Annotated in this window: 16 protein-coding genes; 8 read left to right on the forward strand and 8 right to left on the reverse strand. The window is 67.7% G+C overall.

Annotated elements, in window-relative coordinates:
* Positions 1–35: 35 nt before the first annotated feature.
* Complete coding sequence (gene cyp51 / locus NJ1_RS02015) at positions 36–1,388, reverse strand: lanosterol 14-alpha demethylase (RefSeq protein ID WP_067686489.1); 1,353 nt, start codon at positions 1,386–1,388, stop codon at positions 36–38.
* A gap of 175 nt (positions 1,389–1,563) precedes the next feature.
* Here cyp51 and NJ1_RS02020 point away from each other — a divergent pair, with 175 nt between their 5' ends.
* From NJ1_RS02020 to NJ1_RS02045, 6 genes are all read left to right on the forward strand, one after another.
* A complete protein-coding gene (locus NJ1_RS02020; RefSeq protein ID WP_067686492.1) occupies positions 1,564–2,070 on the forward strand; it encodes an SRPBCC family protein in 507 nt (168 codons plus the stop codon).
* Between the two features lie 43 nt (positions 2,071–2,113).
* Entirely contained in the window at positions 2,114–3,748 is a 1,635-nt protein-coding gene (locus NJ1_RS02025; protein WP_067686495.1) for a GMC family oxidoreductase, read from the forward strand.
* Between the two features lie 50 nt (positions 3,749–3,798).
* Positions 3,799–4,839, forward strand: coding sequence for an aromatic ring-hydroxylating dioxygenase subunit alpha (locus tag NJ1_RS02030; protein WP_067686498.1), 1,041 nt, complete (start codon positions 3,799–3,801; stop codon positions 4,837–4,839).
* 6 nt (positions 4,840–4,845) lie between these two features.
* On the forward strand, positions 4,846–5,937 hold the full coding sequence (locus NJ1_RS02035; protein WP_067686504.1) for an NAD(P)H-dependent amine dehydrogenase family protein: 1,092 nt from the start codon (positions 4,846–4,848) through the stop codon (positions 5,935–5,937).
* Positions 5,938–6,316: 379 nt separating this feature from the next.
* Entirely contained in the window at positions 6,317–6,904 is a 588-nt protein-coding gene (locus NJ1_RS02040; protein ID WP_067686509.1) for a DUF8020 domain-containing protein, read from the forward strand.
* Positions 6,901–7,638: a cobalt-precorrin-6A reductase gene (locus tag NJ1_RS02045; protein WP_067686904.1), complete on the forward strand. Its 738-nt coding sequence runs from the start codon at positions 6,901–6,903 to the stop codon at positions 7,636–7,638. Before NJ1_RS02040 ends, NJ1_RS02045 begins: the two co-directional genes overlap by 4 nt.
* Positions 7,639–7,781: 143 nt before the next feature.
* On the opposite strand, the gene NJ1_RS02050 is transcribed toward NJ1_RS02045, so the two are convergent.
* The 4 genes from NJ1_RS02050 to NJ1_RS02065 form a co-directional block, all read right to left on the reverse strand.
* Positions 7,782–8,327: a PadR family transcriptional regulator gene (locus NJ1_RS02050; protein WP_067686512.1), complete on the reverse strand. Its 546-nt coding sequence runs from the start codon at positions 8,325–8,327 to the stop codon at positions 7,782–7,784.
* A 36-nt stretch (positions 8,328–8,363) separates the two neighbouring features.
* The gene (gene cobJ / locus NJ1_RS02055; RefSeq protein WP_084477643.1) at positions 8,364–10,091 is read right to left on the reverse strand and encodes a precorrin-3B C(17)-methyltransferase; all 1,728 of its coding nucleotides are present in this window, start codon (positions 10,089–10,091) and stop codon (positions 8,364–8,366) included.
* The gene (locus NJ1_RS02060; protein ID WP_067686515.1) at positions 10,088–10,723 is read right to left on the reverse strand and encodes a precorrin-8X methylmutase; all 636 of its coding nucleotides are present in this window, start codon (positions 10,721–10,723) and stop codon (positions 10,088–10,090) included. Before NJ1_RS02060 ends, cobJ begins: the two co-directional genes overlap by 4 nt.
* 85 nt (positions 10,724–10,808) lie before the next feature.
* Positions 10,809–11,246 carry an Lrp/AsnC family transcriptional regulator gene (locus tag NJ1_RS02065; protein ID WP_067686518.1) on the reverse strand — a complete coding sequence of 146 codons (438 nt, stop codon included), beginning with the start codon at positions 11,244–11,246 and terminating at the stop codon, positions 10,809–10,811.
* 132 nt (positions 11,247–11,378) lie between these two features.
* Here NJ1_RS02065 and ddaH point away from each other — a divergent pair, with 132 nt between their 5' ends.
* The gene (ddaH, locus tag NJ1_RS02070) at positions 11,379–12,293 is read left to right on the forward strand and encodes a dimethylargininase (RefSeq protein ID WP_245717173.1); all 915 of its coding nucleotides are present in this window, start codon (positions 11,379–11,381) and stop codon (positions 12,291–12,293) included.
* Here the strand turns inward: ddaH and NJ1_RS02075 are convergent.
* On the reverse strand, positions 12,262–12,813 hold the full coding sequence (locus NJ1_RS02075) for a hypothetical protein (protein WP_067686521.1): 552 nt from the start codon (positions 12,811–12,813) through the stop codon (positions 12,262–12,264). The two genes, ddaH and NJ1_RS02075, sit on opposite strands and share 32 nt — an antisense overlap.
* A 130-nt stretch (positions 12,814–12,943) precedes the next feature.
* Here NJ1_RS02075 and NJ1_RS02080 point away from each other — a divergent pair, with 130 nt between their 5' ends.
* Positions 12,944–13,870, forward strand: a complete 927-nt coding sequence (locus NJ1_RS02080; protein WP_067686913.1) for an LLM class F420-dependent oxidoreductase — start codon at positions 12,944–12,946, stop codon at positions 13,868–13,870.
* 71 nt (positions 13,871–13,941) lie between these two features.
* On the opposite strand, the gene cobG is transcribed toward NJ1_RS02080, so the two are convergent.
* On the reverse strand, positions 13,942–15,141 hold the full coding sequence (cobG, locus tag NJ1_RS02085) for a precorrin-3B synthase (RefSeq protein WP_067686523.1): 1,200 nt from the start codon (positions 15,139–15,141) through the stop codon (positions 13,942–13,944).
* 220 nt (positions 15,142–15,361) lie between these two features.
* Positions 15,362–15,589 (reverse strand): hypothetical protein, encoded by a 228-nt coding sequence (locus tag NJ1_RS02090; protein WP_067686526.1) that lies wholly within the window; start codon positions 15,587–15,589, stop codon positions 15,362–15,364.
* Between the last annotated feature and the right edge of the window lie 225 nt (positions 15,590–15,814).

Consider the following 15,814-nt stretch of genomic DNA (forward strand, 5'->3'; position numbering starts at 1 on the left):
GGCCGACGTCGTTGTGGACCGGGAACGGGACGAGGTCACCGGTTGCGTCGGCGGTACCGCACGCGGCAGGGCTGTTCGAGCTGCACGACCATCTTGGAGTGGTCGTTGCGGTAGCTGTCCGAGGGCTGCGCCATCTCGAATTCCCAGTCTCGCAACAGAATCGAGAAGATCGCCTTGAGCTGCATCAGTGCGAAGGGCGCGCCGACGCACCGGTGCCGACCGGCGCCGAACGGAATCCAGGTCCACTTGTTGACCAGGTCCTCCTGCCGCGGATCGAGGTAGCGACTGGGGTCGAAGGCGTCGGGATCGGGGAAGTCCTGCGGGATCCGGTTCGAGATGGCGGGGGTCGCGGCGACCATGTCTCCCGGCGCGATCTGATGTCCGCACACCTCGAAATCGCCCTGAGCGATGCGCATGAGGATGATCAGCGGCGGGTGCAGCCGCAGCGTCTCCTTGAGAGCGGCTTCCAGCTGCGGAATCTGACGCAGCGCGTTGTGACTGACGGTGGATCCGTCGGCGTAGAGGGTGTCGAGTTCGGTGACGACCGCGCGCAGCAGATCCGGGTGGCGCAGCAATTCGATGACGGTCCACGCCGAGGTGCCGGAGGTGGTGTGGTGCCCGGCGAACATCATCGAGATGAAGATGCCGGTGATCTCACTGGCGCTGAAGCGGGGCGCACCGTCGTCCCCGGGTACCGAGACCAGGACATCGAGCATGTCCCGATCCTCTTTGCCCCGAGGCGGATTCGCGATCCGGTCGTTCATGATCTCCTGCACGAGATCGACCAGTTGGGCGCGGGCCTCGTCGCGGATGCGGAAACTCTCGATCGGCGCGTAGGGATCGACGTAGCAGTAGGCGTCGGTGCCGCGTTCGAGCTCGTGATAGAGCCGCGCGAACCGTTCGTCGAGCTGGTTGCGGAATTTGACGCCGATGAGGCAGGCCGAGGAGGTGTAGATGGTGAGTTCGGCGAAGAATTCGAGCAGATCGATCTCACCCTCGTCGTCCCATCGCGACAGGATCCGATCGACCTCGTGCGCGATGGTCTCGGCGTGCCCGCGCATGTGCTCGGCGCGCAGGGCCTGATTGTGCAGCATTTCCCGGCGGCGTTCGGGGCTCGCGTCGAAGACCACGCCGTCCCCGAAGATCGGCTTCATGAACGGGTACGCCGCGGCCTGATCGAGGTCCTCGTCGCTGGAGCGGAAGAAGAACTCGTTGGCCTCGGCGCCCGAAAGCAGGATCACGTCTCGGCCGGCCAATTCGAAGGCCCCGACATCGCCGCATTCCGCGCGGACACGATGCATGAGCGCGATCGGATCGGTGCGGAACTCCTCGAGATGACCGTGCTCGCCCCCGCCTCCGGATACCCGCTGCGGTTTCACCAATGTCATTGGAACCCTTCCACGAATAGCTGTCCAGCTTGTAGATGGACATCTGTCCGGACGGTACTACGATCACAGGTCCGGGACAACCCTGGGCGGCCCCCTTGGCGCGGTGGGAAGAACCTTGTTCCGTGCAATTGTCGGTAGTACTGTCCGGACAGATGTCCGCGTTCAGGAGGAATCCATGTCGCTTCACCCCTGTCGGCCGGTCGACGTCACATTCGTGCAGACCGCCCCGCATCGTTTCGCCAACAGCGTCGAGTTGAACGTGACTCCGGAGCAGGTGTTCGAGGTGCTCGCCGACGCCGCGTCCTGGCCGCGATGGGCCTCGGTGATCACCGAGGTGACCTGGACCAGCCCCGAGCCGCGCGGCATCGGGACGACCCGCACCGTGCGCATGCGCGCCGGGATGGTCGGCAACGAGGAATTCCTGGCCTGGGAGCCGAACTCGCACATGGCCTTTCGCTTCAACGAGAGCGGCACCAGCGGCATCACCGCCTTCGCCGAGGACTATCGGATCGTTGCCACGCCCGGTGGATGCCGACTGACCTGGACGCTGGCGATGAGCGGTGACACGGCCACGAACGTGTCTATCCGGCTTGCGCGGCCGCTGATGAACCTGGCTTTCCGGCGATTCCTGCGCAACCTGCGCGTGCTGACCGATCGGCGATACGCCGTCGCCGCGGCGTGAATCCCGATCGCGACTCGTGCCGAACAAGAGAGACAGACAACCCATGACCCGCCACTGCACCCGTGCGAACCACGCCGTCGAGGCCGACTACCTGGTGGTGGGCGCGGGCAGTTCCGGCGCCATCGTGGCGAGCCGGCTCGCCGAGCACGGCGCGAGCGTGATCCTGCTGGAGGCCGGCCGCAAGGACAACACGCGGCTGGTCTCGATACCGGGATCGATCGCCATGGTGCACACCGTGCCGCAGCTCAAGAAACGACTGACCTGGAAGCAGTACTCGGTCCCGCAGCAGCACGCCGACAATCGCGCGATCCCCATGACTCGCGGCAAAGTGCTCGGCGGGTCCAGCTCCGTCAACGGGATGCTGTTCGTGCGCGGGAACCGGGCCAATTACGACTCCTGGGCCGAGGAGGGCTGCGCGGGATGGAGTTACGCCGACGTGCTGCCCGCGTTCAGGCGACTCGAGAACTGGGAGGACGGGGCGAGCGAACTGCGCGGCGCCGGTGGCCCGATCGAGGTGACCCGCCAGCGTGAGCTGACCCCGATCGCGCAGCAGTGGCTGGGCGCGGCCTCCGACACGCTGGGTGTTCCCGAGAACGCGGACTACAACGGCGAATCACAGGAGGGAGTGGGCGTTTTCCAGCAGAGCGTGCGCCACGGGCTGCGCTACAGCTCCTCACGCGGCTACCTCACCAACCGGCCCAACCCGAACCTGCTCGTACGCACCGGTTCTCACGTCACTCGGGTGATCATCGAGAAGGGGCGGGCCGTCGGCGTCGAGGTCGTCGAGCACGGACAGCGGCAAATCCTTAGGGCGGCAAAGGAAGTCGTGGTCTGTGCCGGTGTGATCGCCTCACCCCAGTTGCTCATGCTCTCGGGTATCGGCCCGGCCGCACACCTGCGGGAGCTGGGGCTGCCGGTCCACGCCGACCTGCCCGTCGGGCAGAATCTGCACGATCACCTGTTCGTGCCGCTGACCTTCGTCACCGCGCGCGCTCACCATCGCTCGATTCCCTCGCACATGGGCGCGGCCCTGGCCCGGGAGCTCGTGCGGCCCGGGAGCACCTGGTTCGGCCGCACCCTGTTCGAACTGGTCGGCTTCGCGAAAACCTCCTTCGCGCAGGGTGTTCCGGATCTGCAGATCCATGTCCTGCCGTGGGGGTACCCCTCGCCCAATCAGGATCAGGACAAGCTGTACACGGTGGACCGGCGAGCGGCGCTGACCATCTTTCCCACCCTCATCTATCCGCGCAGCCGGGGCGAACTCCGGCTCGGATCGGCCGACCCGCTGGCCTCTCCGCTGATCGACCCCGGTTATCTGACCGATCCCGCGGACATCGAATTCCTGCTCGAGGGGATCCGCATCGTCCGCGAGATCATGGCTCATCGCTCGATCGCACCCGACATCACCGAGGAGCTCACCCCCGGACCCGAGTATCGCGACGAGGCCGCCCTGCGCCGTGAGCTGCCCACGCGGGTGCACTCGGTCTATCACCCGGTCGGCACCTGTCGCATGGGGATCGACGAACGCGCGGTCGTCGATCCGGAGCTGCGGGTGCGCGGCATCGAGGGGCTGCGGGTGGCCGATGCCTCGATCATGCCCAGCATCACCGGCGGCAATACCAACGCGCCGAGCTACATGATCGGGGAGAAGGCCGCGGAGTTGATCATCGCTTCGTGACGCGGGGCGTGAGTTCTTCTTTTGTGTTCGAACGGGGAGAGGTACCGGTAATGGCGAAACCGCCGCTGTCGATGAAGCCGACGGGATGGTTCCAGGTCGCCTGGTCCGATGAGATCAGCGCCGGTGACGTGCGTCGAATGACCTACTTCGGCACCGAAATGGTGGCCTGGCGTGCGCGCTCGGGCGCGCTGAGCGTCATGGACGCGTACTGCGAACACCTCGGCGCCCACCTGGGTTTCGGCGGTCACGTCGACGGCGAAGTCATCGAATGTCCCTTTCACGGGTGGCAGTGGGACCGGGACGGGCACAATGTCCGCATCCCGTACGAGAAGCGGCCCAATCGGGGCAGGCGAATTCGCACCTATCCGGTGATCGAGCGCAACGAGTCGATCTATCTGTGGCACGACATCGAGCGTCGCGCACCGTATTTCGAGGTTCCCGATGTCTTCGCCGACTTCGGCGACGGGAGCAGCGCGGCCGATTACCACCCGAGGGCGACCCTGGTCCGGGAGCGACTGGAACTGCATCCGCAGTACGTGCTCGAGAACGGCGTCGACTTCGCGCATTTCACCTTCGTGCACAAGACGCCGATCGTGCCGGTGTTCACCCGGCACGATTTCGCCGAGCCGGTCTCCTACGTCGATTTCACCATCACCTTCCAGGGGGCCGAGGGGCAGTCGATCGAGGACGTGCACAGCGGCGTGCGGGCGATCAACGGCGGTCTCGGGGTGGCGGTGACCAAGAGCTGGGGAATGATCGACAACCGGACAATCACCGCGGTCACCCCGGTGGACGACTCCACCTGCGATGTGCGATTCAGCGTATACATCGGCCGCACAACGGGTTCCGACCCGGCCAAGGCCGAGGCGAGAGCGCGGGATTTCGCCCAGGAGATCATCCGGCAGTTCACCCAGGACGTTCACATCTGGCAGCACCAGCGGTATTCCGATCCGCCCGCGCTCTCGCCCCGGGAATTCCAGGGCTTCACCGCGATCCGCACCTGGTCCACACAGTTCTATCCCGACGGCCGCGGCGGCAGCGCCGCGGAATTGCGCGCCGCGGACCTATCGAGCAAGACGAGCCGAGAGTAGATATCGATGACAGCCTCCCGTACCGCGCCGATCCGGGTCTTCCAGGTCGCGACCGGCAATGTCGGCACCGAGATGATCAAACGCATCGGTGCGCGCACCGATCTCGAACTCGTCGGAGTGCACTGCTACACACCGGAGAAGATCGGCCGCGACACCGGTGAGATCGCGGGCCTGGCGCCCAACGGCGTGCTCGCGACCGGATCGATCGAGGAGATCCTCGCCGCCACACCCGACGTCCTGACCTTCCACGGCGTGTTCCCCGACGAAGACCTGTACGTGCGGGTCCTCGAGGCCGGAATCGACATCGTCACCACGGCGGACTGGATCACCGGCCGGCACCGGGACACCAACCACCCGCATCCGTCGGGAAAACCGGTGACGCAACTGCTGCGCGAGGCCTGCGAGAAGGGCGGGTCGAGCTTCTACGGAACCGGCATGAACCCGGGCCTGAACCAGATCCTCGGGGTGGTGTGCTCGGCCGATGTCGCCGAGATCGAGAACATCACCACCATCGAATCGGTCGATGTGTCCTGTCACCACTCCAAGGAGACCTGGATCGAGGTCGGCTACGGCCTGCCCGCGGACGATCCGAGCATTCCCGGCAAGCTGGAGAAATTCACCCGGGTCTTCGCCGACAGCATTCTGATGATGGCCGACTGCTTCGGACTCGAACTCGACGAGGTCACCTTCAGCTGCGAACTCGGCGCCTGTACCCAGGACGTCGACCTGGGCTGGTATCTCCTGCCGAAGGGCTCGCTCGGCGGAAACTACATCAAGTACCAGGGCATGGTCGACGGCGTCCCGCGCATCGAAACCCATCTCGAATGGCAGATGACCCCGCACACCGATCCCAGTTGGAAGATCAAGGGCTGCTACATCACCAGGATCACCGGCGACCCCTGCGTCTACAACAAGCACATGATCTTCCCCAAACCCGGCATCGACCTGTCGGACCCGGCCAACTTCGCCTCCATCGGCATGACCGTCACCGGCCTGCCCGCCCTCAACGCCATCGCCTCCGTCGTAGCAGCCCCGTCCGGTCTGCTGACCAGCGCCGACCTACCCCTGCGCGGGTTCGCCGGGCGGTTCAGCGGGTAGGCCCACGACCATCGAGCGCACCCGGCTCCCGGGCGGATGTGCGGGTGCGGCGGGCACTGTGGAGTGGCACTGTTCGAGTCACTGTTGCGACACCTGTCGCAGGTAAGACGGTGGCACTCTGCGGGCGCCGCGTGCGCATGCGATCCGGCGGAAATCCGTGTCGTGTAGCCGAACCGCATTGACCTGGAAAGTTACGTCTAGTTCGGGACCGGTACGGTCGGAGGGCCCAGGGGGTCCGACATGCGTGCGAAATGTCGCGATATCGGAATTCCTGACGGCAGTGAAGCATTCAGAATGAAACGTTGATGAGTCAACGGTAGGGTGGCGTGCTGTAACCCGATCGTTACCGGGTGCGCTACTCGCAGTATTTGGGAGAAGAATGAAGCAGTATTCGAAGGTCGCCGCCACCGCATTCCTCGCTGTCGCCGCCACCGGCATCGCGGCGGGGACCGGATATGCCGTCCCCGTGGAGCCGGCTCCGGCTGTGCAGGATCAGAAGCCGCTGAACCAGGTGCAGGGCGCCCAGCAGGGCGTCGACTACACGGTGAAGCTGGCCGAGGTCGGCAATGGCATCATTACGCAGGTGACGGGCGGACAGTTCGGCCTCGACGCCGCGGGCAAGAACGTCGTGCTGACGAACGAGGCCGGCGTGGTGGTCACCAAGGTGGCGCTCGCGGGCGAGATTTCCGGTAAGCCGGTCGAGCTGCGCGCCGACGTGGCCAATGACGGACGTCAGCTGACCCTGACCCCGGTCACCGACACGCTGATCACCGCCAAGGAGATCGGCTCGCAGGAGTGGTTCTTCTCGGAGCTGCAGCACGCGGCGCTGGGTGGCGTGATCGGCGCGATCATCGGCGCCTTCTTCTTCGGCGTCGGTCTGCCGTTCGGCGCGCTGATCGGCCTGCTGATCGCCGGCGGCCAGCCGCTGATCGATTCGGGCTCGGCGTACTTCCAAGGGCAGCCCTGAGAACTTTGATCCTGGGCGGCACCCGGGAAGCTCGGGAGCTGGCCGACATCGCCTCCGGCGAGCGAGGATTCGACATCGTCTCCTCGCTCGCCGGTCGTGTTCGTGAGCCGATCCTGCCGGCGGGTGAGGTGCGGATCGGCGGTTTCGGTGGTGTGGACGGACTGCGTAAGTGGTTGACCGGCAACGGCATCGACGCGGTGGTGGATGCGACGCATCCCTTCGCCGGCGGGATGACCGCCAACGCCGCGGCCGCTGCGAAGTCACTGGGATTGCCCGTGCTGCATGTGCGCCGCCCGGGTTGGATCGAGCAGCCCGGTGATCGATGGACCCGGGTTCCGTTCCTGGTCGTCGCCGCGGAAACGATTGCCGGACTGGGTGATCGGGTGTTTCTGACCGTCGGCCGCCAGGGTGTGGCGGCATTCGCGGAGTCCGGGCAATGGTTCCTGATCCGGGCCATCGATCCGCCCGAGGATGCGGTGCCCGCGCGGCACGAGGTGTTGCTCGCGCGCGGGCCGTTCACCGTCGAGGACGAGATCGCGCTGCTGACCGACCGGCGGATCGACGTGCTGGTCACCAAGGACAGTGGGGGACCGCTGACCGAGGCGAAGCTCACCGCCGCCCGAACCCTGGGCCTGCCGGTCGTGATCGTCGATCGCCCGCAGCTGCCCGAGGGCGCCGTCCAGGTGGAAACCGTTGCGGCGGCGTGGGAGTGGTTGCGCGCTCGCGGGACATAGGGCGCTCCCGGGGAGCACGGACCGGTCCCGAGTGAATGTGCACTCGCGACGAGTGGATCGCTCCCGCGCCCGGCAGGGTCCCTGCCGGGCGGGTGGATCGCTCCCGGGCGGAGCGGATCACGCTCGGGTGGATCCCCGTGCGGTCAGGACAGTCGGCTGTTGTGGTCCAGCAACTCCGGCAGCCGATCGAACCACTCCAATACCGCACGCTCGTAGCGGATTCCGAAGTCCAGCGTGGTTCGTTCGAACGCCGAGGTCTTCTCCTCGTCGTGACCGGAGAGGTATTTGGCCAAACGCTGTTCGTGCACGGTGCGATTGGCCGCGATGATGCGGTCGAGACGGTGCGGGTCGACGAACTCGCCGAACGACAGCGTGAGAAGCAGTGGGACGCGGATGGTTTCCGCGCCGGGATCGCGGGCGATCCACTCGGCGAACGCCTCTCGGCCGCTCTCGGTGATGCGATAGGGCGTGCGGTCGCGGGCGCCGGCTTCGCCCTTGTCCACCATGCCGTTCTGATGCATGGTTCCCAGCTCGCGATAGACCTGGCTCTGGGTGATCGTCCAGAAGTCGCCGATCCGGTCCTGCGCCAGCGCGACCAGGTCCCAGCCGGACATATCGCCCTGGTGCAGGAATCCGAGTAGGGATGCGGCCGTCGAATTGAGCGGGCGCCGAGCATTGTCCTGAGCCACTGCCACTCCTTCCAGCCTATGTTCCACTATGGAATATTAGTCCCCATAGCGTCGAGAGGTGAAAACCCGCGGTCCATCGGCCGCGTCGAACACGGTCGTGGTGGACGAACCGACGATGAGGAGGGTGCGCATATCCACCTCGGCCGGATCCAGCTCGCCCAGCGTAACCACCCGGACGGTCTCGGTCGGCCCGCCCACGTCGCGGCCGATCACCACCGGCGTTTCGGGCTTGCGATGCTCGAGCGCCAGCTCCCGCATCGCGGCGACCTGCCACTGCCGCTGCGAGGACGCCGGGTTGTAGACCGCGAACGCCATATCGGCGCCCGCCACCGCGGAGATGCGCGCGGCCACCGTCTCCCACGGCTTGAGCCGATCCGAGAGCGAGATCATGGCGAAATCGTGCCCCAGCGGTGCGCCGATCCGGCTGGCCACCGCGCTGGCCGCGGTCACCCCCGGCAACACCCGTACCGGAACCTCGCGCCACTGCGGATCCGCCGATTCCTCGACGACCGCGGCGGCCATGGCGAACACCCCGGGATCCCCGGACGACACCACCACCACTCGCGCCCCCTGCTTGGCCATATCCAAAGCCATTGCCGCCCGCTCGGATTCGACCTTGTTGTCGCTCGCGTGCCGTCGCTGTCCCACCCGCTCCGGCACCCGATTCACGTATGTCGAGTACCCCACGATATCGGTTGCCTCGGCGAGCGCGCGCGTCACCTCCGGCGTGGTCCAGCCCTCGGCCCCGGGGCCGAGACCGATCACGACCACCTCGCCGGGTCGATCATGCTGCACCACAGCCGATTCCGATGCGTCGGACAGGGCGGGGTCTGGTTCGGAGGGATCGAGCAGAGCCGCGGCGGAGGCTCGGTGGTCCCGGTCGGTGGAATCGAGCGGAGCCGCGGCAGTCACGGGGGTGGAGGCCGTGCTGTGCGTCTCGTGCGTGGGATCGGCTGCTCTGCTGTGGGCCGGGTGCGTGCCGTTCGCGTGGGTCCGGGTCGGCTCGGCCGCGTGGGCAGCGCTGTCGGTCAGCGCGATTCGGGTTTCGGGTGTCGGGCCGGGCACCACCGTGATGGCGAAGTAGGGGACGCTCGCCTCGTCGACGTCGGCGGCGCGCAGCACGCGCTGGCGGGTGCTGCTGGCGCGCTCGACGTAATACGCCTCGTCCAGGCGGCCGGAATCCGCGAGCGCCCGGCGCACGTTCGGGTAGGTGCGGCCGAGCTTCATGATCGCCACCGCGTCGGTGTCACGCAGTCGCCGGGTCAGCTCCTCGGTGGGCATGGTGCCCGGCAGGATGGTGAGCACCTGCTCGCCCTCCACCAGCGGCGTGCCCAGGGCGGCCGAGGCGGCGCTGACCGAGGTGACGCCCGGAACGATCTCGGACTCGAATCGGTCCGCGAGCCTGCGGTGCATGTGCTGGAAGCTGCTGTAGAACAGCGGGTCTCCGGCCGCGAGCAGGGCCACCGAGCGCCCGGCGGCCAGATGCTCGGCCAGACGCGCCGCGGCGGTCTCGTAGAACTCGTCGATCGCGCCCTGATAGCCGCCGGGATGCTCGGTGGTCTCGGTGGTCACCGGATAGACCAGGTGCTCCTCGAGCTGGCCCTCACGCATGTACGGCGCGGCGATGGCGCGGGAGATGCTGCGGCCGTGCTTGGCGCTGTGGAAGGCGATCACGTCGGCCGCGCCGATGATGCGCGCCGCCTTGACCGTCACCAGTTCCGGATCGCCGGGGCCCAGTCCGATGCCCCAGAGTTTGCCGCTCACTCTTGTTCACTCGCAATCGCATTGAGGGCGGCGGCGGTGATGGCGCTGCCGCCGCGCCGGCCGCGCACGGTGAGGAATTCGATGTCGCCGTATTCGGCGAGCGCCTGCTTGGATTCGGCCGCGCCGATGAAGCCGACCGGAATGCCGAGCACCGCGGCCGGGCGTGGCGCACCGGCGTCCAGCAGGTCCAGCAGATGGAACAGGGCGGTCGGCGCATTGCCGATCGCGACCACCGCACCCTCCAGTCGATCGCGCCAGAGTTCCAGTGCCGCAGCGGATCTGGTGTTGCCGATCTGTTCGGCCAGGGCGGGCACGCGGGGATCGGCGAGCAGGCACAGCACGTCGTTGCCGGCGGGCAGGCGTGTGCGGGTGACGCCGGAGGCGACCATGTTCGCATCGCACAGGATCGGCGCGCCGGATCGCAGCGCGGTGCGCGCGGCGGCCACCACGCCGTCGCTGTATTCGACGTCCGCGGCCAGATCGACCTGACCGCACGCGTGAATCATGCGGACCACGACCTGCGACACGTCCGCGGGGAATCGCGCGAGATCCGCTTCGGCACGGATGGTCGCGAAGGAGCGCCGATAGATCTCGGCCCCGTCGGTGAGATAGCTGGTGCGCACGTCGGACATGGCGTCCACCCTAGATTTCGCCCGCGCGGCGGCGTGGAGCGGGTAGTGCGCCGGACCACACGGACGTGATTCGCGGGCGGGGGAGTCAGGTGCGCGGGCGTTCGATGAGCCGGGACATGACGATGTTGCTGCGGGTGCGCCCGACGCGCGCGTTCTCCCGGATCCGCTCCACGGTGGCCTCGATCTCGGCCATATCGGTGGCCATGACGTGCACCAGCGCGTCGGCCTCCCCGGCGATCGTCCACACCCCGACCACCTGGGGGATGGGTTCGAGGCTGCGGCGCAGTTCGTTGGGCGAGATGTTGTCGCGGTAGAACACCTCGACGTACGCCTCGGTGCGCCAGCCCAGCGCGGCGGGATTGACGACCGCGGTGAACCCGGTGATCTGACCACCTGCCACCATCTTGTCGACCCGCCGTTTCACCGCCGGAGCCGACAGGCCGACCACCGCGCCGATCTCCTGGAACGAGGCGCGCGCGTGTTTGAGCAGAAGGGCGAGAATCCGCCGATCGAGTTCGTCCACGGTCCGTCCTTCCGCGTACGCAACGATTCGCTATTTCAACCCGTGATCACGCAACGATTCGCTATTTCTGACGCAACGGTACGCCATTTACCTTCGTCTCAAGTCCATGTCTGGGTTCGAGAGGAGTCTTCGTTGACGTCCGTAGCCACCCCGTCTGTAGTCACCCCGTCTGTAGTAACCCCGTCGGTTGCCGCCGCGCCCGAGCCGTCCGGCGTGCGCCGGCCGACCACGCGCGAGTTCCTGATGTGCCGCCCCGATCACTTCGACGTCCACTACGCGATCAATCCGTGGATGGATGCCACCACTCCGGTGGATCGCGCGCTCGCCCTCGCGCAGTGGGAGACCCTGCGCGCCACGTACGAGGAGCACGGACACCGTGTGCACGTGGTCGACGGGGTCGCGGGCCTGCCGGACATGGTGTTCGCGGCCAACGGCGGACTGGTGATCGGTGACCGCGCGCTCTCGGCGCGATTCGCCAATCCCGAACGGGCCCTGGAGGGCCCGGCCTATCACGAGTGGATGTGCGCGCAGCCCTTCGCCAGTGTGGCCGCCGCCGGCGAAACCAACGAGGGCGAAGGCGATTTCGCCATCGCCCGGGATCGCATTCTCGCCGGGACCGGGTTCCGCAGCTCCCGCGCCGCGCATCGCGAGGTGGCGGAATTCTTCGGTCTGCCGGTGGTGACCCTGGAGTTGGTCGATCCGCGCTTCTATCACCTGGACACCGCGCTCATGGTGCTGGACGAGACCATCGTCTACTACCCGGCCGCCTTCAGCGGGGCCAGCGCCCGGCTGCTCGCGCAGCTGTATCCGGACGCGGTGATCGCCACCGCCGAGGACGCGAACGTGCTGGGCCTCAACGGTGTGTCGGACGGATATCACGTGTTCCTGAGCGATCGGGCCGTCGGATTGTCCGAGCAATTGCGCCTGCGGGGCTACGACACCATCGGCGTGGATCTGTCCGAACTCCTCAAGGCCGGTGGCAGCGTGAAATGTTGCACCCTCGAATTGCACGGGGTCAGAACGGCAGCCGAGCCTTCCATGGGCTGATGGCCGGATCGCGGAGCGGATGCGCCAGGATCAGGAATCGCAACAGCATGACCGCTCCGCTGATCTGCAATGCGCCCAGCGGGATCTCCGCCAGCACAGCCGTGCCCGCCGACCACCACACATCCGCGCCGGCGGCGGTCACGATGTCGAACCACGCGTCCACCAGCAGCATCACCCCGGTCGCGAGCGCGGGGACGATCAGCATCACCCGGCGCTTCCAGCCCAGATACGCGGTACCGGCCATCATGAGCACCAGTGCGACGTCGTATCCGATCCACGCCAGCGACCAGTTCTGCGCCTGATACTCCGCGGGCAGGGTCAACCCCAGATACACCATCCACGGAATCAGTGCCAGACAGCCGAGAACCATGAGCGTCAACCGAATTCGGCGATGCAGCAGCACCACCCTCGCCGGGGGCAGCAGCAGTTCCGGCGGCGCCTGGAGTCGCCGGATCAACTCCCGCCGTTCGTCCTCGGACATCTCGCCGATGTCCGAGTCGCTCAGTCTTGCCACGGTCATATCCACCTCCCGCACCCGACTCGCCACGCGCACTCCCACTCTGCCCAATTCCGGGCGTGTCCACCAGCGCCCACGCCTCCGGTCCACGATCGTCGGGTGAAGTCCCGGTGGGCGGGGCACGATGGCCGGTATGGATGTGCGCATCGTGACGGAGCCGCAGCAGGGCTCGGACTACGACATGCAGTGCAAGGCGGCCCGGGCCGTCGAGGAGTTGGGGTTCGACGGGTTCTTCCGGTCGGATCACTACCTGGCGATGGACGAGGTCGAGGGGTTGCCGGGGCCGACCGACGCGTGGATCACCCTGGCCGGGCTGGCGCGCGAGACCACGCGCATCCGCCTCGGCACGCTGGTCAGCGCCGCCACGTTCCGGCTGCCGGGCCCGCTGGCCGTTCAGGTCGCGCAGGTCGATCGGATGTCGGGTGGTCGGGTCGAACTCGGATTGGGCACGGGCTGGTTCGACGAGGAGCACCGCGCGTACGGCATCCCCTTCCCGCCCGACCGATTCGCTCGCTTCGAGGAGCAGTTGGCCGTCATCACCGGGCTGTGGTCGACCGCGCACGGCGACCGGTTCGATTTCGACGGCGAGTACTACCGGCTGCTCGATTCCCCGGCGCTCCCGAAGCCGGCGCAGGACCTCGTCCCGATCATCATCGGCGGCACCGGTCCCGTGCGAACCCCGCGCCTGGCCGCCCGCTACGCCACCGAATTCAACATGCCGTACGCCTCGATCCAGGACACCGCCGTGCAGTTGGACCGAGTGCGCGCCGCCGCCGACGCGATCGGCCGTGACCCGGCCTCGCTGATCCTCTCCGCCGCGCTGGTCGCCTGCATCGACGACGACCCCGCCGAGGTGGCCCGCCAAACCGCCCTGATGGGCATCGAGCACACCGACCTGCAGCGGACCGGGCTGGCCGGATCGCCCGCCCAGGCCGTGGACACCATCGGCCGCTACGCCGAGATCGGCGTGACCCGCGTCTACCTGATGATCCCGGAGCTCGAACGCGGCGACCTGACCCACCTGGAACTGATTGCCGCCCAGGTGCTTCCGCAGCTCTGATCCGTCCCGCGCGTTCCGGGCGGTCGGTCGGACAGGGTAGGCGCGGAGATCGCGGCCGGGGGCCGGTGCGATCAGGCGGAGGGGATGATCCGGTACCCGTCAGGCGTGGCGATGATGTCGGTGACCTCGCCGCGCGGGCGTCCGCAGCGGCGATCGCAGCCGGACCAGTGCTGGCGGCCGGAGGCCACGATCTCGGCCGCTTCGAGGCCCGCGAGCGGGAATTGTGCTGCGCCGGAGGGCGCTACGCGCCCGGATTCGACCGCTTCGGCGACGTCCGCGCGAACGTCGGTGAGGGATTTGGCGCATCCGGGCTGTCCCGCGCACGCGCTCACCAGCAGCCAGGGGGAGGCGGCGTCGAACAGCAGGCCCATCGGGGCCAGCACCCGGACCACCTGCTCGGCGGTCCACTCGTCGAGATCGGTGACGATCAGGCTGCGCCACGGCGTCAGCAGGATGGGTCGCTCGATGGCGGCGATGAACTCGGCGGTGCGCGCGGGCAGGGACCCGAGCCGCACCCCCGCGCCGAGCGCGACGCGTTCATCGGACTGCACCAGCCAGCCGATCGGAACATCCTGTCGTGCACCGACTTCGACGATGTCGCTCGAGGTGGTGAGTCCGGTCTGCCTGCTCAGCAGGTGGTCGGTGAGCCGCGCGGTGCCCTCGGGCAGCTCGTGCACGCGCCAGTGCCCGTCGCGGAGTTCGAGGAACGCGTGGGCGGCCGCCAGCACGAGATCGACCGCGTCCTCGCCGCTCACCCGCACTCCGGTGTCCCGGCCCGCGAGCAGCAGCGCATAGGTGGTCTCGTCGAGCGCGTGCACTCCGATATCGCCGCCGAGCCCGCTCACATCCCCGCGCCCGTCATCGAGGGTGAACAGCACGCGTCCGGGCAGGTCGGCCAGTCGCGAATCCGCCTGTAGGCCCTGATCCAGCGCCGGGACCAGCGGATGCACATCACTCCAGCCGCCGATCCGGCCCGAGAGCGGCGAGGCGATGATGTTGCGAACCCGCTCGTGGGACGCGCTGGGCAGCAACCCCGCCGCGGTGAGCCGTTCCTCGAGCGCGCCCGCGTCACGCACCTGCCGCAACTGCAGATTCCCGCGCGAGGTCAGCTCGATGGTGCCGTCCGCGAGATCGACGGTCGCCGCCGCGAGCGCCTCGAGCTGTTCGGAGGTGAGCTGCCCGCCGGGTACGCGGATTCGGGCGAGCGGCCCGTCGGCGGCCTGGTGCAGGCGCAGTACGCCGGGGCAGGAATCGGATTCGGAACGAGTCATGACCTCTCGAGCTTACGGCGCACGGCGTGATCGGCCCTGCCCGGGACGCCGACCGATCACGGCCGGACCCGAGCTCCGACGGCGGGGCGCGGAAACACGACTTCACCCCCATGTCGTTTTCCGGACCACCGGATCGGGTGGGACGGATCGTGAGACGGGGGTGAAGTCCGATGGTGCGAGGCGGGCGTCGGTGTGGGGTCGGCGCCCGCCGTCCGGGGGGTCAGGCGGCTCGGTGCGGCTCGGTGGTGCCGTGGCCGCGGTGGCGCGCGAAGGCGGGTGGCTGCTGCCAGGTGTCGTTGAGCAGGTGGGGGTTGTGGTGGTGATCGAGGTGGTCGCGGTGAATGGTGGTCGCCAGGGTCGTGGTCGCGAAGAGCACGGTGGCGGCGCAGATGATGCCCGCGATGATGGCGTACTGGGTGTGACCACTGGCCGCAGCGGTCAAAGCCATTGCCAGCGTCGCGAAGGCAACCAGTACCGAAAAGTATCCTGACCAGGCGGCGAATCGATTCCGCCTGACCCATCCCGGAGTCTTTGGCATACCGGCAGCGTACGCCCGGGGATGGCGTTCCAACAGGCTGACGGATGAGCGTTTGCCGCACTGTGACCCGGGCGCGATAGCATCGCGGGGCTCGTCGGACCAGAAGAATCCGGTGCAATTCCGGTACGGTCGCGC

This window comes from Nocardia jejuensis NBRC 103114 (assembly GCF_001613145.1).
GTDB classification, from domain to species: Bacteria; Actinomycetota; Actinomycetes; order Mycobacteriales; family Mycobacteriaceae; genus Nocardia; species Nocardia jejuensis.